Below are 20,124 nucleotides of genomic sequence, written 5' to 3' on the forward strand. Positions count from 1 at the left end.
CACCGGCGTGGCGCGCCCTCCACCATGCGACGACCCTACCGGCAGCCGGTCGGGTCAGCCCGCGCGCAGCGGGCGGCCGACGTCGTGCAGGTGCGCCAGCGCCTGCCGGTACGACTCGATCAGCCCGGTTTCCGCGTACGGGACGCCCTGCTCGGCGCAGTACGCCATGACCAGCGGCCGGGCGCGGCGCAGGTTGGCGCGGGGCATGTTCGGGAAGAGGTGGTGCTCGATCTGGTAGTTCAGGCCGCCGAGCGCCAGGTCGACGAACCGGCCACCGCGGACGTTGCGTGAGGTGAGCACCTGCTTACGCAGGTAGTCGAGGGCGTCCTCGTCGGTCGGCATCGGCATGCCCTTGTGGTTCGGGGCGAACGAGCAGCCCATGTAGAGACCCCAGAGCCCTTGGTGCACGGCCACGAACAGCAGCGCCTTGGCCGGGGACATGACCGCGAACAGCAGCCCGAGGTAGCCGGCGGCGTGCGCGGCGAGCAGCAGCGCCTCCACGGCCCGGTGCCGCATCGGCACCCGCCACCGGCCGTCCGGCTCCCGGCCGACCAGCGCCTGCACGCTCGCCACGTGCAGCGCGAACCCTTCCAGCAGGAGCAGCGGGAAGAACAGCCACGCCTGGCGGCGGGCCATCCACCGGCTCAGGCCGCGCGTGGCAGTCGCCTGCTCGTACGTCCAGACCAGCGCGCCCGCGCCGACGTCCGGGTCCTCGTCGGTGTGGTTCGGGTTGGCGTGGTGACGGTTGTGCTTGTCCACCCACCAGCCGTAGCTGAGTCCGACGGCGAGGTTGCCGGCGACCAGCCCGGCTGCCTCGCTGGGCCCGCGCCGCCGGAACATCTGCCGGTGCCCGGCGTCGTGGCCGAGGAACGCCACCTGCGTGGTCGCCACCGCCATCACGACGGCCAGCGGCAACTGCCACCACGAGTCGCCGACGAGCGCCACGACGACCCAGCCGGCCACGAAGGCGCCCAGCGTGAGCGCGATCCGCAATGCGTACCGGCCGGGCCGCCGCTCGAGCAGTCCTGCCTCGGCGATCCGGCGGGACAGCCGCGCGTAGTCGCTGCCCCGCCGTCCCTCCGGTGCCGCCAACGTCGAAGAACTCATCCGATGTCGCTCCCCGGTGCCTCGAGCCGCGCTCTACTACGCGGCCCTCCGTCACTGATTCTGTCGTTGATCGTCGCCGTGGATAAGCCAGTAGGCCCCCGACCCGGGGGTGGTGCTGTCCCTACCCCTTCCGGACCGGAGCAGCGTTCACGATCTTCGTCACACCGTAGTGGGCCGCGCACCGGTGGGCGCACCCCCTCTGAGCAGCTAATCTGTACGTAAAGATGAGGGCCATTCATCCGAACGGTCAGCCGTGCCGGACGCACGGTCATCGACAGACGGGAGACAGCACAGTGCGTGGATTGACAGACAAGGTTGTGCTCGTGACGGGCGGCGGCTTCAGCCCGGACCAGGTCGGCTCCGGACTCGGCATGTCCATGTGCGTCGAGCTGGCCGCCGAGGGCGCGAAGGTCGTCGTCTCCGACCTCTCCCTGGAGCGCGCCGAGGCCACCGTCACGCGCGTCAAGGAAGCCGGCGGCGACGCGGTGGCGGTGGCGGCCGACGTCACCGACGAGGACTCGGTGCGCGCCATGGTGAGCGCCGCCCTCGACGCGTACGGGCGCATCGACGTGCTGGTGAACAACGCCGGCGTGTTCGGCGCGTACGTGCCGCTGCTGGAGATCGAGAACGGCCAGTGGGACCGCGTCATGGAGGTCGACCTGAAGGGCGTCTTCCTCGCGACCAAGGCCACGCTGCCGCACATGCTGGAGCGCGGCAACGGTGTGGTGATCAACGTGTCGTCGGCGTCCGGCGTGGTCGCCAGCGAGGTCGGCGCCGAGTACACCACCGCCAAGCACGGCGTCATCGGGCTCACCAAGCAGATCGCCTACGACTACGGCCACAAGGGCATCCGCGCGGTGGGCATCGGCCCCGGCGTGATCAAGACCGCCGCCTTCGAGGGCGCGGAGATCACCAGCGACTTCCCGTTCTACGACCTGACCATGCAGGCGCCCGCCGGCCGGTACGGCGAGCCGCACGAGATCGCCCGCGCGGTCTGCTTCCTCGCCAGCGACGACGCGTCCTTCATCCACGGCCACACCATCCCGGTCGACGGCGGTTCGCCGATCAGGTGAGGCGAGCGGATCGGGCATCCGTCCCGGTCGCGGAAGCCGGGTGGCGGTCGCACTCGAACGCCACCCGGCCCGCGAGCTCAGCCGGTCGCCACCGGCGAACTCAGAGCGTGGATCAGCCGAGCCGGGCCACGGTCTCACGCAGCCGGATCAGGTCGCGCCGGCGTCGCTCGTAGGTGGCGGCCAGCCCGATCAGCAGCAGCCCACCCACTCCCAGGAAGACCCAGCGGGGCGTCCGGTCCCAGCCCCGGGCCAGCTCGTGCAGCGCCAGCGGCACCAGCGTGGCCGCACCCAGCACCACCGGCGCCTGCCAGCGCCGGGCCGCCCCGGCGAACACCACTGCCACTGCCGCCGCGCCGAGCGCCAGCCGCCGCCACGGCTGCGGCTCACCGAGGACCAGCACCGACACGAGGCTCGGCAGCAACGCCGCGCCGAGCCCGGGGCCGAGCGCCAGCCAGCTGGTCAGCCCGGGCCGGCGCCGCAGCGCCAGCACCCCGGCGCCCAGGGCGAGCGCCGCCGCCGGCAGCGTGTACGCCTCCAGCACGACCACCCCGCGTGCTGCGAGCACCAGCCAGCCGCCGATCAGCTCGCTGCCCGCCGCGACCGCGGCCAGCACCCGACGCCCGTCCGGCGACTCGCCCCGGCGCAGCACCCGGACCGCGACGGCCACGCCCCACAGCACGCAGACCGCCGCCGCGTGCCGCAACGAGCCGCCCGCGAGCAGCAGCGCGAGCAGCGCCACGGCCTGCGCCGCCGCCTCCAGCGCCCACGCGCCGGCCCGCCCGACGCCGCCCGGACCGCCGGATCGGACCACGCGCAGCAGCGGCGCCGCGTGCAGCGTCACTGCTGCGACGGCAAGGACCGCGAACGCCCCGGTACGCAGCGACTGCCCGGCCGTGAGCGACGCGACGAGGGCGAACCCGGTGGCCGCCGCGACGGCGCCCAGCCACCCCACGATCCGGACCACCGCCGGCCGCCCGGCCGTCCCGGTCACCGCACCGGCCACCACCAGCACACCGAGCGCGGTGAGCGTCCCGGCCCGGGTGGCGAGCAGGCCGCCGAACCCGGGAACGGCAAGCACCACGGCCAGCGGCACGAGCACCGCCCGGTACGCGCCGGTGAGCGCGGCGGCCAGCAGCGCGGCCAGCCCGATCCCGAACGCCGTCGCCGGCACCACCGGCCAGGGCGCGCCGGCCGCCTCGGCCAGCACGGGCAGCGCCACCGCGCCGAACGGCGACGCGGCGAGCCACCACGCGACGCGGCGATCCGTCGCGGCGTACGCCCCGGCGGCGGCACCCAGGAGCAGCAGCACCAGCCCGGCGCGGGCGGTCTCGGCAGACGCCGTCGCGGCGGCGGGCACCCCGGATCCGGGCCGCACCGGCAGGTTCGCGAGCACCAGCAGCACGGTCCGCGCGCTGGCCAGCAGAGCCAATCCGGCAAGCGCGGCGCCCACCGCGCGCAGGGCGGCCGCCGGCCGGGAGCCGCCCCCGGCGGCGAGCGCCAGCAGGACCCCCGCCGTGGCGTAGAGCGCCACCGGTTCCCCGCCCGGCGCGACGAGCGGCACGAGGCCGACCCCGGCGAGCGCCACGGCGAGCCCCGTCGAGGCGTACCAGTTCAGGTCGGTCCACAGGCGACGGACGGCGAGGACCACGACGACCGGCACCACGACGGCGGCGGTGGCGCCCCGCAGTTGCCACCAGAGTGGCGCACCCAGGCCGAGCAGCGCGACGGCCGCCGCCGCCGGTACGGCGACCAGCGCCACTGCGAGCGAGACACCGCCGACGACCGGCTGCACGCCCAGCCCGCGCCGGCCCAGCCCGGCCACCGTCACGCCGAGCAGCGCCGTCACGGCGAGCACCGCCACCGCCCCGGCGGGCGCGGCGAAGCCGACCAGCAGCGCGTGCCCGAGCAGCACCGCACCGGCCGACGCGGCGACCGGGACGGCCACCCGTCCCGGGCGCGGCCGGGCCACCGCCGCCAGCAGCAGCGCGGCGGCCGTCGCGAGGTCCACGACCAGCACCAGCGGCCACGGCGTCGCCGTCACGGCCGGTACGGCGAGGGCGACCAGCCCGGCGGCGATCACGCCGACCAGCGGCCGGGCGGCCCGGGGCGTCAGCAGCGCTACCGCGCCGGCGGTCAGCAGCAGGGCCGCCGGGAGCTGCCAGCCCCAGGACGGGACCGGCACGTCCCGCCCGCCCTGCCAGGCCGGGAACGAGGCACTCGCGGTGGCCGCGCCGACCAGGCCGGTGAGCACGACAGTGACCTGGCCCAGCGCGGCGGCCACCGCGAGCGCGCCCACCCGCGGGCCGGTCCGGACCGACGCCGGCAGCGCCCGCACCGCACCGGCCAGCGCCGCGACCACGAGCGCGGCGGCGACCAGCAGCAGCCCGGGACGCAGCTCGGCGACCGGCCGGACCAGCGCGACCGCCAGCACCGGCACCAGCAGCCCGGCGGTCGTCGCCCGCCACGTCCGGCCACCCGCGGTGAGCGCGCCGACGAGCAGGGCCAGCGCCACCACCAGCAGCGGGCCACCGGCCAGCAGTGGCGTGCCCGCCGCGTGGCCGGCTGCCAGCGGCACCAGCGCGCAGCCGGCCGCCAGGACCAGCGCCGCGCCGTGCCCGATCCAGCCCAGCGCCTGCCCGGCCACCAGCGCGCCGCGCCTGTCGGAGGTCCGGCGGCGCAGCACGGCCACCACCGCGAGGTCGCCGAGCGCCACGGCGGTCAGCGTCAGCGCCCAGCCGGCGGCGGTCGGCCGGAACGCGGCCACGGCCAGGGGCAGCACCGGCTGCGCGAGCAGCCACGCCGCGAACCAGGGCGCGGTGAGGCGGCTGATCAGCCCGTATCCGGCCGCGACGGCCGCGCCGGTGGCCGCGACGAGCGCCGCGTACCGGCTGCCCGGCAGGCCGGTCACCCCGAACAGGTTCACCGACCAGGCGGCGTACCCGTCCAGGACCACCAGCAGCAACCCCACCGAGGCGAGCGTCTCGGCGGTGCCGCGCAGCCCGCGCGCCCGGGCGACGAGCGGCGCGGCCAGGGCCAACGCGGTGACCGCCAGCAGGACCAGCGCCCGGCCGGTCACCCCGAACGTGGCCCAGGCGACAGCGGTGAACACCACGGCGGCGGTGCCGAGCAGCAGTCCACCCAGGACGAAGAGCAGCCCCTGCACCGCCCGGGTGGAGGTTTCCGCGCCGCCGGGGCGTACCGGAGCGGTGGGCGGAACCACACGCGGCGGCGGCGCCGGCGCGGCGACCGGGAGCGGCGCGGGGCCGGCGGCCTGCGGCACGGGCGCGGCGACCGGGCCCGGCGCGGGGATCTCCTGACGGATCCGGGCGGCCAGCGCCGACCGCCGCTGCCGGGCCGTGGACAGGCGGCCGGACAGATCGTGGTACGCGAGCCGGGCCGCCTCGACGCGCGGCACCAGCTCGGTGATCTCCCGGTCCAGCCGGATCACCTCGGCGGCGGGCGGATAGGGCGGGCGGCCGCAACCGCGGCATCCGGCGACGAGGTCGGCCGGAGCGCCGCAGCCGGGGCAGGGGTAGCCGGTGTTCTCCACCCGGCCAGCTTCGCGGGCGGCGGGGCGGACGGACAGAGTAGGAGTACCTAGGGCCGGGTCTGCTCGTGCACCCAGGCGGTGTAACCGGGGTTGCCGCTGCCCTCCAGGCTGACCAGGATCTCCGGCACCTCGTACGGGTGGTTGGCGCGGAGCTGGTCGACCAGCGCGTCCACCCGGTCCGGCGCGGTCTTGAACCGCACCTGCCACTCGGCCGTGGTCTGGATCGCCGACTGCCACCAGTAGGTGCTGTCCACCGGCCCGCCGACCTGGGCGCAGGCCGCCAGCCGGCCGGCGACGGCCGCGGCCGCCAGCACGTCCGCGACCCCGCGGGCGTCCACCACAGTCGTCACCACGCAGATCTGGTCCACCAGCGCACCCTACGCGGCCCGCCACCGGCGCGCTGAACAGGCGCGGGGAATCGGCTCAGGCGTCGACAGTGCCGTTGCGGTTGTCCGCGATCCACCTGTCGATGCGGGCCCACCAGTCGAACAGCCAGTCGATGCGCTCCTGCTTGCCGGCCGGGATCTCCTCCGGCGGCACCGACCAGAACCGCATCACGATCCGCTTGTCCATCGGCAGCTCGCGCCACACGTCGGCGACCGTGAGCATCTGGTCCAGGCCGGTGTGCGCCACGAAGATCACCCCGGCGTCCGGCGCGGCGTCGAGCGCGGCGAGCAGCCCGCCCGGCTGCGGGGCGAGGACGTGCCGCATCCGCTCGGCGCGGCGTGCCATCCGCTCCAGCCCGAGCCTGCGGAGCCGGTCGATCGCGCGCAGCCGCCGCGACGGGGTGAAGTTGCCCCCCTCCGGGAAGATCACGAACGCGTCGTTGTCGTCCAGGCCGGTGGCCAGGTGCCCGATCTGCCGCACCACCGAGTCGCGCCCGTCCGGCCCGGCCGCGATGAACCGGTTGGGCAGCCGGTTGAGCAGCACGTCGATGGCCGGATCCCACTGGAGCGTCTCCTTGAGCACGATCCGGGGTTCCCGGTTGAACCAGTTCACCAGCGCGTGGATCAGGATGAACGAGTCGCCGGGCCCGGCGTGCCGGCAGACCACCAGCTCGGGGCGGCCGGGCAGGGCGGTGTCCGGGTCGGTGCCGACCACGTCGATGCTCAGCCGCAGCGTCCACCGGGCCTGCCAGAACATCACCCGCAGGAACCACCCGGCGAGCACGTAGTGGGCCCGCTGGAAGGCCGGCGCACGCTTGTACGCGCCGAAGCCCGAGGCCAGCCAGAGCAGGAAGAGGGCGAGCAGCGCGGCGGCGTCCCAGACCAGGTAGACGGTGCCGATCCAGAGCAGCCGCAGCGGGCGCAGCCGTCCCGGCACCAGCGGCGACGCGGCGAGCGCGAGCAGCGCCCAGACGGGCAGCGTGGTCACCACGAAGAAGGCGAGCAGCACCACTCCGGGCGCGAGCACCAGCCGGCGGAGCCAGCGGGGCGGCAACGGCATCAGCGCTCCAGCGCGGTGTCCAGGTATCGGCGGGAGGCAGTGTACGCGCGACTGATCCGCCGTCCCACCGCCGCGGTGTCCCGGTACGCCCACGGGCTGTCGTCGCGCGGCTCCAGCCCGCCGGTGGGCAGCACGTGCACCTCCACGCCCTCGGGCAGCGCCGCCATCTCCCGCGCGAACCGGTGCCGGCGGGCGATCTCGAACGCCACCTGGGCGATCTCCCACGGGCGGCGCGGCGGGCTCAGCTCGCGCTCTATCCGGCCCACCTGGAGCACGAAGATCTGCTTCGCGCCGAGCAGCACCGCCTCGCCGACCGGGATCGAGTTGACCACCCCGCCGTCGATGTAGTGCTGGCCGTCGATCTGGGTCGGAGGCAGCAGCCCGGGCACCGAGGCGGAGGCGAGCACCGCCGGCACCAGCGGTCCGCTGTGGAACCAGTGCTCGGCGGCGCGTTCGATGTTCGCGGCGCAGCAGCGGAACGGCACGGCCAGGTCGGCGAAGGTGGTGTCCTCGCCCAGTGTGCTCTCCAGCAGGCGGTACAGCGGCCGGGGCGAGTGCAGGTGGGTACGGGCGGCGAACCGGCGCAACTGCCGGGCGACCGAGTCGCCGTACACCTCGCTGGCCTCCGGGGAGGCCCAGAGCCGGACCAGCCGGTCGGTGACCGCCTCGGTCGGGTCGGCGGCCACCAGGGCGCCGTTGACCGCGCCGATCGACGTGCCCAGCACCAGGTCGGGTTTGATCCGGGCGCGGAACAGGGCGCGCAGCATCCCCACCTCGACCGCGCCGAGCACTCCCCCGCCGCCGAGCACGAACGCCACCGGACCCGCTGCCATGACGTTCATCCTGGCACGCGGCCCACAACCGGCCGGGCGGGCGTCCCCGCTGGTCCCGGCGGTGACCGGGAGCCATCGCGAATGCGCGCCCCGCAATCGGCGCCGCGAGGACTGTTGACAGGTAAGACACATTCACGCAACCTGATAGCGCTCCCGAGCCCAGGCAGGTGCGAGCTGATGGCGACACTCCAGGCCGGCCGTCTGCTGGCCCGTCGGTACCGGCTCATCGACCGGATCGGCGCCGGTGGCATGTCGGTGATCTGGCGAGCCCGGGACGAGGTGCTCGACCGGGTGGTGGCGGTCAAGGTGCTCGCGCCCTCACTCGCCGCCGACGCCCGGTTCCGCGACATGGTGCGCGAGGAGGCCCGCTCGGCCGCCCAGCTCGACCATCCACATGTCACGGCCGTGCACGACTACGGCGAGACGGTGGCGCCGGACGGCTCGATCACCTCGTTCGTGGTGATGGAGCTGCTCGCCGGCGAGGAGCTGGAACACCGGCTCACCGAGGGGCCGCTGCAGTGGCCGGCAGCGGTGGAGACCGGCGCCCAGGTGGCCGAGGCGCTCGCCGCGGCGCACCGGCTCGGCATCGTGCACCGGGACGTGACACCGGCCAACGTGATGATGACCCGCACCGGGGCGAAGGTCCTCGACTTCGGCATCGCCACCCGGATCGGCACGCCGGACGACGACGAGGACGGCGGCACGTTCGGCACCCCGGCGTACGTGGCGCCGGAACGGCTCGACGGCGCGCCCGCCCAGCCGGCCACCGACGTCTACTCGCTCGGCGTGCTGCTGTTCGAGACGCTGACCGGGCACCCGCCGTACCCGGCGGAGACCTGGGAGGAGCTGAGCGCCGCGCTCGCGGAGAGCCCGGAGCCCAGCCTCGACGACGTACCGGGGCTGCCCGGACCGGTCGCGGAGATCTGCCTGCGCTGCCTGGCCCGCGACCCGCGACGGCGGCCCAGCGCGCACCGGGTGGCGGCCGTGCTGCGCGACCAGATGCTGCCCGCCGACCCGCAGGCCGCCACCATGCTGTCGCCGACCATGACGCTGCCCACGCTGCCGCCGTCGCCTGCTCCACCGCCTGCTCCCCCGCCGCCCGGGCCGGCCTCGGCCCCGGCCCCGGTCCCGCCGGACAACCCGGCCGCCGCGCCGGGCCGGCGGCGCGTCCTCGTGCTGGCGGCGGCCGGCGTGGCGGTGGTCGCGGCCGCCGCGCTGCTCGTGCCCGCGCTGACGCCGGACCGGCCGGACGACCCCCGGGTGCTGCCGACCGCCGGGCCGGTCCAGCCGCCGACCACCGTCCCGCCCGCGGCGGAGCCGCCGGTCACCACGGCGCCGGCCGCGCCGTCGAGCGCGCCCCCCACCGCCGGCAACCGCCCGCCCGCGACCGGCCAGGCCGACGCCGCCGAACGGGTCGACGGGCTGATCGAGGCCGGGCTGGCGGAGGGCCAGATCCGCGAGGACGTCGGGGTGGACCTGCGCAACCTGCTGCGCAACGCGGTCGCCGCGAGCGGTGAGGGCGAGGTGACCACAGCCGTGGACCGGCTCCGCGCCAAGATCGACGAACGTCGGCGCGAGGGCAGCATCACCCCCGGGTACGCGCGGCGACTCGACGCCGCCGCCGCGGAACTCGTGGCCGGGCAGACCTGACGGGTCAGCCCGCGACTGCCGGCGCGACGGCCCGGGGCGCCGGCGTGCCCGCCCGCGCGGCCAGGAAGCCCCGGTAGACCGCCTCGTAGTCGGCGGCCATCCGCTCCACCGAGAAGTTCTCCGTGACGTGGGCGACGGAGTCGGCCGGATCCAGGTCGGCCGCCGCCAGCAGTGCCGCCGGCAGCTCGTCGGCGTCGTCGCAGACGAAGCCGGTGACCCCGGAGCGGACCAGCTCCGGCACCGCGCCCCGGCGCAGCGCCACCACCGGGGTGCCGGTCGCCATCGCCTCCACCATCACCATGCCGAACGGCTCCGCCCACTGGATCGGCATGATCAGGCAACGGGCCTCCAGCAGCAGCCGCCACGCGGCCTCGCGGTCGGCGTTCAGCACGAGCGTGACGTCCTCGCCCAGCAACGGCCGTACCACCTGGTCCAGGTAGCGGCGCTCGGCCGGCTCGTTGCACTTGCCGGCCAGCGTGAGCGGCAGCCCGGCCGCCCGGCACGCCGCGATCGCCACGTCCGGGCCCTTGTCCGGGCTGAACCGGGCCAGCCAGAGCACCGGTCCCGTCCCGGGCGCCCGCTTGCGCGGGACGTCCCGCAGCGGCATCGCGTTGTGCACGGTGCCGGCCCAGGGCAGCCCCGGATTCGCCCGGCGCTGCGCGTGCGAGATCGCGACCAGGCCCACCCCCCGGTCGGTGTTGCCGAGCACGGTGCCGTACTCACCCACCGGATTGCCGTGCACGGTCGCGACCGTGGGCACCCGGCGGCGTCCGGCCACCAGCGGGCCGATGGTGCTGTGGTCGTGCACCAGGTCGAAGTCGGCCGGGCCGACCAGGCGGTCGACGTGGGCCAGGTGCGCCAGCTCGGGCAGCGACTCGCCCATCCGCTCGTACTGCAGCTCGTCGCCCGTGGAGACGAAGTCGGCCGAGGTGCCGTGCCCAGTCCCGGCCCCGAACAGGGTCACCGCGTGCCCCCGCTCGACGAGCTCGTCGACCAGTCCCGCGACCAGCGTCTCCAGCCCGCCGTAGCCGGGCGGCGGCACCGACAGCCACGGCGGCACCACCATCGCGATCCGCAGCGGCCCGGCCCGCCAGCGCTCCGAGGACTGCTGGTTCACGGCCACGAGTCCTCCCCGCTCGGTCGCCGGCGTACCCGCTGGGTCGCGGGTTCCCGACCCGGCCCGCGGTAAACGACACGCGGCTCAGCCGGACACCACGATCCCGACGTGCACCTCGCGTACGCCCGGCAGGGCCCAGGCGGCCCGTTCCGCCTCCTCGCGCTGCCACCAGGCGCCCACGACGCCGTCGAGCACCACCGTGTCGCCGTCGACCCGGGCGTCGATCCGCTCGGTGCCGGTCCGTCGCAGCAGCAGGCGGCGCAGGTCGAGGCGCTGCTGCTCGTCGCTGGGCGGGGCCGGGGGCCGTACCTCGATCAGGTTCGTCAACCCGCGTACGCCGCGCAGCCGGCGCAGCTCACGTTCGGCGGTCCGGCGCTGGAAGCCGAACTCCACCTCGCCCCGGAGCATGACCCAGCCGTCGGCGACTGTCACGTCCAGCCGCTCGGCCGGCACGAAGCTGTCCCACTCCAGCGCCCGGCTGGCCGCGATCGCGACGTCGGCGTCGGTACGCCGGTCCGTGGCGGTCAGGTCGACCTCCAGGTCACTGGCGACCGCGCGCACTCCGCGTACCCGGTGGGCGCAGCGCTCGACGGCCCACCGCCGCGCGTAGCTGTCCACCCGCCCGGCCAGCGTGACCACGCCCCGGTTGACGGTGACGGCGACCTCGGTGGCCCGGGTCTGCGCGTCCCAGTCCAGTTCGGCGAGGACGTCGCGCTGGATCTGCTGGTCGGTACGCGCGGCGGACGTGGTGGTCATGCCCCCAGCCTGCCGTCGGTGCGGGTGAGCCGGGCTCACCCGCACCGGATGAGAAAGAGGAGGGGCGGCGGGCGACGGAGCCAACCCCCTTGGCTCCGTCGCCCGCCGCCCAGGAGGGAGGCAGGTCTTCGGGACTATGACGTCTCGGCGAGCGTCACGGTTGCGGTCTCGGTGGATCCGTTTCGCTTGTACTCGACCTCGACCCGGTCGCCGACCTTGCCGGCCTGAACCGCGCCGACCAGATCGTTCGAGTCGTTGATCATCTTGTCGCCGAACTTGGTGATCACGTCGCCGCGCTGGATCCCGGCCTTCTCGGCGGGGCTACCAGGGGTGATGGCGACGACGAGCGCGCCGCCGTCCTCGGCGCCGTTCACGCTCACCCCGAGCGAGGGGTGGCTGATCTTCTCGCCGCGCTGGAGCTTCTCGGCCACGTCCTTGGCCTTGTTGCTCGGGATGGCGAAGCCCACGCCGATGTTGCCGGTGCTGCCCTGCCCGGCGGTGGCGATGGCGGTGTTGATGCCGATCACCTCGCCCCGGGTGTTGACGAGCGCGCCGCCGGAGTTGCCCGGGTTGATCGGGGCGTCGGTCTGGAGCAGGCCCGAGATCGAGCTGGCGCCCTGCTGCGGGGTCTGCTGGCCGCTGCCCGCCTGGATGGTGCGGTCGCGGGCGCTGAGGATGCCGGCGGTGACCGAGCCCTGCAGGCCGAGCGGGCTGCCCAGGGCGAGCACCTGGTCACCCACCTGCATGGCGTCGCTGTCGCCGAACTTCGCCGCCTTCAGGTCGCTCACCCCGCTGGCCTGGACCACCGCGAGGTCGGTCTTCGGGTCGGTTCCGACGATCCTGGCGGACGCGCTCTTGCCGTTGGCGAAGACCACCCGGACGGTGTCGCCGCCGGCGCCGGCGACCACGTGGTTGTTCGTCAGCACGAACCCGTCGGCGCTGAGGATCACCCCGGATCCCTCACCGCTGCCCGTCATGATCGTGACGATGCTGTCCTGGACGGAAGCCGCGATCTTGGGCAGGTCGGCGCTGTTGATGATCGGAGCGGCGGAGTAGGTACGGGTCGGGCCGTCCCCGTCGAGCGCGAGGGCCAGCGCGCCGCCGGCCACGCCCGAGCCGAACATCAGGGCCAGCGCCAGCGCGCCGGCGCCGATGAACTTCCCGGCCCGGCTGGGCCGGGCCGGCTGCGGCGTGCCCCACGGCGGGGTCGGCTGCCCGGCCTGGTACGGCTGGTAGCCCTGCTGCGCGTGCTGCCCGTGCTGTCCCTGGTACGGCTGCGCCTGGTACGACGGGACCGGTCCGCCGCTGTGCGGCGCCGACGGGTAGCCGGAGCCGCCCTGCTGCTGGGCCCAGCCGTGCTGCTGGTGCTGCTGGCCGTACCAGGGGTGGTGCTGCTGCGCCGCGGCCTGGTACGGCGTCCCGCCCTGCGGCGGGTACGGGCCGGCCGGCGCGGCGGCGGGGTTCGTGGTTCCAGGCTGCGCCGTGGTTCCGGCGGCCGGGGAGTCGGCCGGAACCGGCGCTGCGGCCGGGGTGTTCGAGGAGTCCGACGTCCCGCTCTCGACGCGGGGCAGCTCGGCGGTGTGGTGCGACGGCTCGGCGTCGGCGGGGGCCGGCGACCGCTGCGGATCGGTCTCGTGGTCGGTCATACCGATAGCTTTCCCCGTGGCACTGTCATCAGCCTGGAATCCGCCTGGAAGTTTTCTGAACGTCACTCGCCCGGCTCCGGCGCCTCGGGCAGCAGCGGCAGCTTCACCCGGAACGTCGCCCCGCCGCCGGGAGTCTCGTCCACCTCGACGGTGCCGTGGTGCGCGGCCACGAGCGCGGCCACGATGGCCAGGCCGAGGCCGGTGCTGATCGGCCCGCCCGCCCGCCGGGTACGCGCGGCGTCCACCCGGTAGAACCGCTCGAAGACCCGCTCGGCCTGCTCCGGCGTGAGGCCGGGGCCGGTGTCCGCCACCTCCACCACGGCGAGGTTGCCCGCCTCCGCCCGCAGCCGCAGCGTCACCGAGGCATCGGACGGGGTGTGGGTGAGCGCGTTCGTCATCAGGTTGCCGATCACCTGGCGCAGCCGGGCGTCGTCGCCGAGCACCACCAGCGGGCCGGCGCCCGGCGCCCGCTCCAGCTCGATGCGCCGGTCCGGGTCTACCACCCGGGCCGCCTCCACCGCGTCCGAGGCCAGCACCGGCAGCTCCACCGGGGCCAGCGCGATCGGCCGTTCCCGGTCCATCCGCGCCAGCAGCAGCAGGTCCTCCACCAGCAGCCCCATCCGGGACGCCTCGTCCTCGATGCGGCGCAGCAGGTCGGCGGTCTGCTCCGGCGCGCGCGCCGCGCCCTGCCGGTACAGCTCGGCGAAGCCCCTGATGGTGGTCAGCGGCGTCCGCAGCTCGTGCGAGGCGTCGGCGATGAACTGCCGCATCCGCTCCTCGGACCGGCGGGCCCGCGCCTCCGACGCCTGCGCGTACGCGGCCGCGTCCCGCGCGCCCATCTCGGCGCTGCGCGCCGCCGCCTCGGAGGCGGCCCGCGCGGTGAACGCGGCCTCGATCTGGGCCAGCATCGCGTTCAGCGCCCGGGACAGCCGGCCCAGCTCCGAGGTCGGGCACGGCCGCCCCATCTCCGGGTCGGGCACCCGCCGGGTCAGATCACCGCCGGCAATGGCAGCCGCCGTACGCTCTATCTCCACGAGCGGCTTCAGGCTGGTACGCACGATGCCGGCACCGACCGACGCCAGCGAGATCAGCACCGCGCCGCCGACCAGGAGGTCTATCCACACCAGTCGCCCGACCGCGGAGTCGACGCCGGTGAGGTGCTGCCCGAGCGCGATGACCCTCCCGTCGGGCAGGGCGGTGTAGAGCATCCGCCACCGGCTCCGGCCGTCCTCGGAGCGCACGGTGAACGGGTCGCCCACCTGCTCCTGGTAGCCCGCGTAGTCGACGGGGAAGCGGGGCAGTTCCTCGTCGCGCAGGCCCTGGTAGCGGTACGGTCCGTCCGGGTCCGGCGGCTCGTCGGGCGCCACCGTGGACGCCACGTAGTCGGACGGAATGGTGATCTTGATCGGGCCGCCACCGGCCTTGTCGAGCGCGTTGGCCACCGTGTACGCGCCGCCGCGGAGCTGGTCGTCCGCCTGCCCGATCAGATAGTTCCGCAGCAGGAACGCCGTCAGGCCGCTGATCACGACGAGCGCCACGGCCACGAGCGCGAGGACGGCGGCGACGAGCTTCAGCCGGAGCGGGACGCTGCGCAGCCTGCCCTTCGCGTCGTGGACGACGTTCACGCCGCCGGCTTGCGTAGCACGTAGCCCACTCCCCGGAGCGTGTGGATCAGCCGCGGCTGGGTGTTGTCGACCTTGCGGCGCAGGTACGAGATGTACGACTCGACGATGTTGTCGTCACCGCGGAAGTCGTAGTTCCAGACGTGGTCGAGGATCTGCGCCTTGCTGAGCACCCGGTTGGCGTTGAGCATCAGGTAGCGCAGCAGCTTGAACTCGGTCGGCGAGAGCTGCACCCGCTGACCGGCGCGGTGCACCTCGTGCGTCTCCTCGTCCAGCTCCAGGTCGGCGAAGGTGAGCCGGGACGGGGTCTGGTCGCCGGTCGCGGTACGCCGCAGCACGGCCCGGATCCGCGCGGTCAGCTCCTCCAGGCTGAACGGCTTGGTGACGTAGTCGTCGCCGCCCAGGGTGAGCCCGCGGATCTTGTCGTCGGTGGCGTCGCGCGCGGTCAGGAAGACCACCGGGGTACGGGTGCCCCCCTCGCGGAGCATCCGGATGACCTCGAAGCCGTCCAGGTCGGGCAGCATCACGTCCAGCACGACCAGGTCGGGCCGGTGGTCCTTGGCGGCGTTCAGCGCGGCGCTGCCGCTGGTCGCGGTGGCCACGTCGAAGCCCGCGAAACGCAGGCTCGCGGAGAGCAGTTCGAGGATGTTGGGATCGTCCTCGACCACGAGCAGTCGAGCCTCCGTCTGGGTAGCCGCCATGAGCCCCATCATCCGCGCTCCGGCTGCGGCCGCGCTGGGTGGACCCTGGAAACAACCTGTGAGATCAGCGGAACAGCCGCCGCAGCCCTTCCAGCGCCCCGTCGAGCATCCGGATCGCGGTACGGAGCTGGTTGTCGCTGAGCCGCCGCGCCCGTACCAGCGCGCCGACCTCGACTGTGAAGGCGGCCAGCCGCTTGTCGAACTCGGCGAGCAGCGGCGAGTCGTCCGGACGGGCCGATCCCCCGTCGCTGCCGGGCCGGGCCGTGGCGGACGCCGTCCACGCCCCCTGCCGGGTCTGCCGGGCCACCTCACGCAGTTCGCGCTTCAGGTCGCGGACCGAGCCGCGTACCTCGTTGTGGATCTCACCGGCCAGCGCGGACAGGTCCTCGACGGCGGCGCCGATGTCGGCCTCCAGGGTCGACAGCTCGTCGGCGCGCTGCCGCAGCTCGGCGCGGCCCCCCTCGGTGATCTCGTAGACCTTGCGCCCGCCCGCGGCGGTGTGCGTGACCAGGCCCTCCGTCTCGAGCCGCTGCAGCCGGGGGTAGATGGTGCCGGCGCTGGGGGCGTACAGGCCGAGGAAGCGATCCTCCAGCAGGCGGATCAGCTCGTATCCGTGCTTCGGGCCGTCGTCGAGCAGCTTCAGCAGGTAGAGCCGGAGCCGGCCGTGGCTGAACACCGCGGTCACGGCAGCTCCTCCACGTCCTCGGCGGTCGCGACCGGGCGGGCGAGCAGCGCGATGCTGCCGGAGGTCGCGGAGGCCCAGAGCCTACCCGCGCCCCCACCGAGCACGCCGTGGCTGTCCTTGATCGGGCCGAAGCCCTGCTGACCGGCCCCCACCTGGGGGAAGCCGCTGGTGATGCGGCCGGAGGTGGTGTGCAGGTGCACGGTGAGGTCGCTGTCCTCGCGGACCCGCACGGTGATGCTGCCGGAGATGGCGCTGAGCCGGATCTCGCTGCCGCGCGGGTTGTCCAGGTCACAGGTGATCGAGCCGGAGACGGCGTGGGCGCGGACCCGCTCGGGCGCGCTGTCGGCGAGGATCAGCTCACCGGAGACCGTCTCCAGGTCGAGGTCGCCGCCGATGCCGAGCGCCTCGACCGGCCCGGAGATGACCTTGGCGCTGGTGCGCCCCCGCAGCCCTCGCAGGGTGACCTGGCCGGACGTGACGTCGACCTTGGTGTCCCCGCGCAGGCCGGAGGCGACGAGCGTGCCGTCCACCAGGTGCAGGTCGGCGAGGACCTCGGCCGGAACGGCGATCGACACCTCGGCGCGATACCGGCGGTGGAGCGGGCCGAAGGACCAGAGCACCCCCGGCCACCGGCTCGACCGCTCGTGCTGCACTGTCAGCCGGCCGTCGCGCATCTCGACCAGGAGTGGCCGCCGGCCGATCCGGGTGACGTCGACCCGCGCCGGGCCGTCCGTGGCGACCACGTTGAGCCGGCCGCTGACCAGCCGGACGTCGAGCCGGGTGACCGGCTCGTCCACAGTGATCCGCTGCGGGCTGTCGACCGTCCAGTTGGCCATGGCGTCCTCCCCTCGACGACGTACCGACCGACGGCACGTCGAGTGACGCGAGGAGCATAACGCGATACATCGCGACTGAACAAGAGCCTATCGCGACTGTGTCGCGTCTCCGACGCCCGCGCAGCCGCCTCCGCCCTCCCCTCCTCCCACTGGCAAGGATCACCTTTCCAGCCCTTGAGAAGCCGACAGATCTTGGTAGCAAAAGGCCCTCATAGGGGCCTCATAGGGGCCGTTTGCTACCAAGATCTCTGACGGTCCAGGTCCAGCGCTGCCGGGCAGCAGTCGGTGGCGGGCAGGTCGCGCGGCCGGGACCGGTGCCGTGGGTTGCCACCGGGCGGGGTGAGGGGTGTCGATCCGGTGAACGCCGGCCGGCGGCGTCGTGCGAACCGGGACGGCCGGTGCGGCGCGGGGGTGTGCGAGGCTGCCGGGCGGACCGCCGGCGAGGGCGCCGGCGGAGCTGAACCGGAGGTGCGCATGCTGGTCGAGGCCCGTTTCCAGGGACCGGACGGTTCGGGCAACGGCGGCTGGAGCGCCGGGATCTTCGCCGCGCTGATCGACGACCGGGGGCCGGTGGAGGTCACGTTGCGCCGGCCGCCGCCGCTGGACACCCCGCTGACCGCCGCCGACGGCGAGGTACGCGACCCGGACGGCCAGTTGATCGCCCAGGTACGCCGGGTGGCGCCGGTCGAGGCGGTGGTGCCACCGGTGGACCGGGCGACGGCGGAGGACGCCGCGCGGGCGTACCCCGGTCTACTGGACCACCCGTTCCCCCGCTGTTTCGTCTGCGGCCCGGCGCAGCCGGACGGGCTGCGGATCTTCCCGGGACGGCTGCCGGACGGGCGGACCGCCGCGCCGTTCGACGCCCCGGCGGAGGTGACGCCCGCGACGGTGTGGGCGGCGCTGGACTGCCCGGGTGGCTGGGCGGTGCTCGCGCCCGGCCGCCCGTACGTGCTGGGGCGGATCGCCGCGCAGGTCACGGCGCTGCCACGGCCCGGCGACGAGTGCGCGGTGACCGGCCTCGCGGTCGGCGGCGAGGGACGGAAGGCCGAGGTGCACACCAGCCTGTACGGTGCGGACGGCGCGTTGCTCGGCCGCGCCCGGGCCACCTGGGTGGCGCTGCCGACGGCCTGATCTCCTCCCTGAGGAGGACGGCGGGTACGCGTCCCGCCTGATTGACCCCCTTGCGCCGGGTTGGAAGGCTGTTGCGGGGCACCCCCGCAACGGCGCCCCCACCGGCGCGCGTCGAGCCCGCCGGGGCAGGAGAGGAGAATGATGTCCGACGGGCAGCCACGCCCCAGTGCCGGGACCGGCCAGATCATCGTGTCCGGCCTGACCAAGCAATACAAGACCGTCCGCGCGGTGGACAATCTGTCGTTCACCGTCGAGCCGGGCCGGGTCACCGGCTTCCTCGGCCCGAACGGCGCCGGTAAGACGACCACGCTGCGCATGCTGCTGAACCTGGTGACGCCGAGCGCCGGCACGGCCACCATCGGCGGCAGCCGGTACGCCGACCTGACCGACCCGCTGCGGACTGTGGGCGCGGTGCTGGAGGCGTCCAGCGCGCACAAGGGCCGCACCGGGATCAACCACCTGCGGGTGATCTGCGCGGCGGCCGGGCTGCCGAAGGAGCGCGCCGACGAGGCGCTCGCCCTGGTCGGGCTCTCGCCCGCGGCGAAGCGCAAGTTCAAGGGCTACTCGCTGGGCATGAAGCAGCGGCTCGGCATCGCCGCCGCGATGCTCGGCAACCCGCAGGTGCTGATGCTGGACGAGCCGGCGAACGGCCTGGACCCGGAGGGCATCCGCTGGATGCGCGGCTTCCTCAAGGGTCTCGCCGCCGAGGGGCGCACGGTGCTGGTCTCCAGCCACCTGCTCTCCGAGATGCAGCTGCTCGCCGACGACGTGGTCATCATCGCGGCCGGCAAGCTGGTCCGGCAGGGCCCGGTCGACCAGGTGATGGCCTCGATGACGCACGGCGCCCGGGTGCGGGTGCGCACCCCGCAGGCCGACGAGCTGGCCGCGGCGCTGCGCGAGCAGTCGGCCACCGTCGACACCGACCCGCACGGCGCGCTGCTGGTGACCGGCGTGGACGCGCCGACCGTGGGCCGGGTCGCGCTGGCCGCCAAGGTCGAGCTGCACGAGCTGACCACCGAGCGCCCCGACCTCGAAGGGGTCTTCCTGGAGCTGACGGCCGGAAAGGCGGAGATCCGATGACGCTGGTCCGATCCGAACTGCTCAAGATCCGTACCACCAGCACCTGGTGGATCTTCGGGCTGATCAGCCTGGCGCTGTGGGCGCTCACGCTGTTCTTCAACTGGTTGCAGACCGATGCGCTGGCCGGCGGTGACTTCGGCGAGGTGCCGGCCGACCAGTCCGACCAGTTGCAGGCCATCTCGGCGGCCGACAACCTGGCGGCCAACCTCTACACCAACGGCCAGTTCTTCGGGCTGCTCATCGTGCTGCTGCTGGGCATCGTGGTGGTGACCAGCGAGTTCTTCCATCAGACGGTGACCACCACGTTCCTCACCGCGCCGCACCGCACCGCGGTGATGCTGGCCAAGCTGGCCGCGGCCGGCGTGCTGGCGCTGCTGTTCTGGCTCGTCACCACCGTGCTGAACCTGATCATCTCGCCGGTGATCCTCAACTCGGTGGACGTCGGCTCGCAGCTCGGCAGCGGCGCTGTCTGGCGGGCGATCGCGCTCAACGGCCTGGCCTACCTGCTCTGGTCCGTGCTCGGCGTCGGGCTCGGCGTGCTGATCCGCAGCCAGATCGGCGCCACGGTGACCGGCATCCTGTTCTACCTGGGCGGCGCGATCGGCGCGGTCATCGTCCTCAGCCTCCTCGCGGCGCGGTACGGCGACTGGATCAACAAGCTCCAGCTGCTGGTCCCGTCGCTGGCCTCCGGGCTCATGGTGGGCGGCGACACGGACATCCCGGGCAACCCGCCGCAGTGGGCCGGCGCCCTCGTGCTGATCGGATACGCGGTGGTGGCCGGCGCGATCGGCGTGGCCACGATCCGCAAGCGCGACATCTCCTGACCTCGCGGTCGGGGCGGACCCCGGTCGATGACGGACGTCGTCGGCCGGGGTCCTGCTCGTCTAGCAG

Annotated in this window: 17 protein-coding genes; 5 read left to right on the plus strand and 12 right to left on the minus strand. The window is 74.4% G+C overall.

The genetic code is table 11. The features are described from left to right. Positions 1–54: 54 nt before the first annotated feature. Positions 55–1,107, minus strand: coding sequence for a fatty acid desaturase family protein (locus FHU28_RS29375; protein ID WP_184688151.1), 1,053 nt, complete (start codon positions 1,105–1,107; stop codon positions 55–57). Positions 1,108–1,400: 293 nt separating this feature from the next. Between FHU28_RS29375 and FHU28_RS29380 the strand changes: the two genes are divergently transcribed. Continuing rightward, the gene (locus FHU28_RS29380) at positions 1,401–2,180 is read left to right on the plus strand and encodes an SDR family NAD(P)-dependent oxidoreductase (protein WP_184688153.1); all 780 of its coding nucleotides are present in this window, start codon (positions 1,401–1,403) and stop codon (positions 2,178–2,180) included. A 112-nt stretch (positions 2,181–2,292) separates the two neighbouring features. Here the strand turns inward: FHU28_RS29380 and FHU28_RS29385 are convergent, their stop codons facing one another. From FHU28_RS29385 to FHU28_RS29400, 4 genes are read right to left on the minus strand one after another with little or no spacing between them, the layout of a single operon-like run. Continuing rightward, positions 2,293–5,730, minus strand: coding sequence for an SCO7613 C-terminal domain-containing membrane protein (locus FHU28_RS29385; RefSeq protein WP_184688155.1), 3,438 nt, complete (start codon positions 5,728–5,730; stop codon positions 2,293–2,295). Positions 5,731–5,777: 47 nt separating this feature from the next. Continuing rightward, complete coding sequence (cutA, locus tag FHU28_RS29390) at positions 5,778–6,098, minus strand: divalent-cation tolerance protein CutA (RefSeq protein ID WP_184688157.1); 321 nt, start codon at positions 6,096–6,098, stop codon at positions 5,778–5,780. A gap of 55 nt (positions 6,099–6,153) precedes the next feature. Then, the gene (locus FHU28_RS29395; protein WP_184688159.1) at positions 6,154–7,176 is read right to left on the minus strand and encodes a 1-acyl-sn-glycerol-3-phosphate acyltransferase; all 1,023 of its coding nucleotides are present in this window, start codon (positions 7,174–7,176) and stop codon (positions 6,154–6,156) included. After that, a complete protein-coding gene (locus FHU28_RS29400) occupies positions 7,176–8,009 on the minus strand; it encodes a patatin-like phospholipase family protein (RefSeq protein WP_073828718.1) in 834 nt (277 codons plus the stop codon). The genes FHU28_RS29395 and FHU28_RS29400 overlap by 1 nt, the downstream gene beginning before the upstream one ends. 177 nt (positions 8,010–8,186) lie before the next feature. On the opposite strand from FHU28_RS29400, the gene FHU28_RS29405 reads away from it, so the two are divergent. Further along, complete coding sequence (locus FHU28_RS29405) at positions 8,187–9,659, plus strand: serine/threonine-protein kinase (protein ID WP_184688162.1); 1,473 nt, start codon at positions 8,187–8,189, stop codon at positions 9,657–9,659. A gap of 4 nt (positions 9,660–9,663) precedes the next feature. Here FHU28_RS29405 and FHU28_RS29410 read toward each other — a convergent pair whose 3' ends face one another. The 7 genes from FHU28_RS29410 to FHU28_RS29440 form a co-directional block, all read right to left on the minus strand. Next, complete coding sequence (locus tag FHU28_RS29410; RefSeq protein ID WP_184690031.1) at positions 9,664–10,725, minus strand: glycosyltransferase family 4 protein; 1,062 nt, start codon at positions 10,723–10,725, stop codon at positions 9,664–9,666. Between the two features lie 135 nt (positions 10,726–10,860). Then, the gene (locus FHU28_RS29415) at positions 10,861–11,532 is read right to left on the minus strand and encodes a BON domain-containing protein (RefSeq protein ID WP_184688165.1); all 672 of its coding nucleotides are present in this window, start codon (positions 11,530–11,532) and stop codon (positions 10,861–10,863) included. Positions 11,533–11,666: 134 nt separating this feature from the next. Further along, entirely contained in the window at positions 11,667–13,178 is a 1,512-nt protein-coding gene (locus FHU28_RS29420) for a S1C family serine protease (RefSeq protein WP_184688167.1), read from the minus strand. A 62-nt stretch (positions 13,179–13,240) separates the two neighbouring features. Next, positions 13,241–14,803, minus strand: a complete 1,563-nt coding sequence (locus tag FHU28_RS29425; protein WP_184688169.1) for a HAMP domain-containing sensor histidine kinase — start codon at positions 14,801–14,803, stop codon at positions 13,241–13,243. Continuing rightward, positions 14,800–15,501: a response regulator transcription factor gene (locus tag FHU28_RS29430; protein ID WP_043328553.1), complete on the minus strand. Its 702-nt coding sequence runs from the start codon at positions 15,499–15,501 to the stop codon at positions 14,800–14,802. Before FHU28_RS29430 ends, FHU28_RS29425 begins: the two co-directional genes overlap by 4 nt. 64 nt (positions 15,502–15,565) lie before the next feature. Then, positions 15,566–16,186, minus strand: coding sequence for a PadR family transcriptional regulator (locus FHU28_RS29435; protein ID WP_184688171.1), 621 nt, complete (start codon positions 16,184–16,186; stop codon positions 15,566–15,568). Then, positions 16,183–17,022: a DUF4097 family beta strand repeat-containing protein gene (locus FHU28_RS29440; protein ID WP_184688174.1), complete on the minus strand. Its 840-nt coding sequence runs from the start codon at positions 17,020–17,022 to the stop codon at positions 16,183–16,185. Before FHU28_RS29440 ends, FHU28_RS29435 begins: the two co-directional genes overlap by 4 nt. Positions 17,023–17,496: 474 nt before the next feature. Here FHU28_RS29440 and FHU28_RS29445 point away from each other — a divergent pair, with 474 nt between their 5' ends. The 3 genes from FHU28_RS29445 (at position 17,497) to FHU28_RS29455 (ending at position 20,057) form a co-directional block, all read left to right on the plus strand. After that, positions 17,497–18,153 carry a hypothetical protein gene (locus tag FHU28_RS29445; protein WP_184688177.1) on the plus strand — a complete coding sequence of 219 codons (657 nt, stop codon included), beginning with the start codon at positions 17,497–17,499 and terminating at the stop codon, positions 18,151–18,153. Between the two features lie 138 nt (positions 18,154–18,291). Then, positions 18,292–19,233: an ABC transporter ATP-binding protein gene (locus tag FHU28_RS29450; RefSeq protein ID WP_376700847.1), complete on the plus strand. Its 942-nt coding sequence runs from the start codon at positions 18,292–18,294 to the stop codon at positions 19,231–19,233. Next, positions 19,230–20,057, plus strand: a complete 828-nt coding sequence (locus tag FHU28_RS29455) for an ABC transporter permease (RefSeq protein WP_091422372.1) — start codon at positions 19,230–19,232, stop codon at positions 20,055–20,057. Before FHU28_RS29450 ends, FHU28_RS29455 begins: the two co-directional genes overlap by 4 nt. Positions 20,058–20,124: the final 67 nt, after the last annotated feature.

The organism is Micromonospora echinospora (assembly GCF_014203425.1).
Classification (GTDB): domain Bacteria; phylum Actinomycetota; class Actinomycetes; order Mycobacteriales; family Micromonosporaceae; genus Micromonospora; species Micromonospora echinospora_A.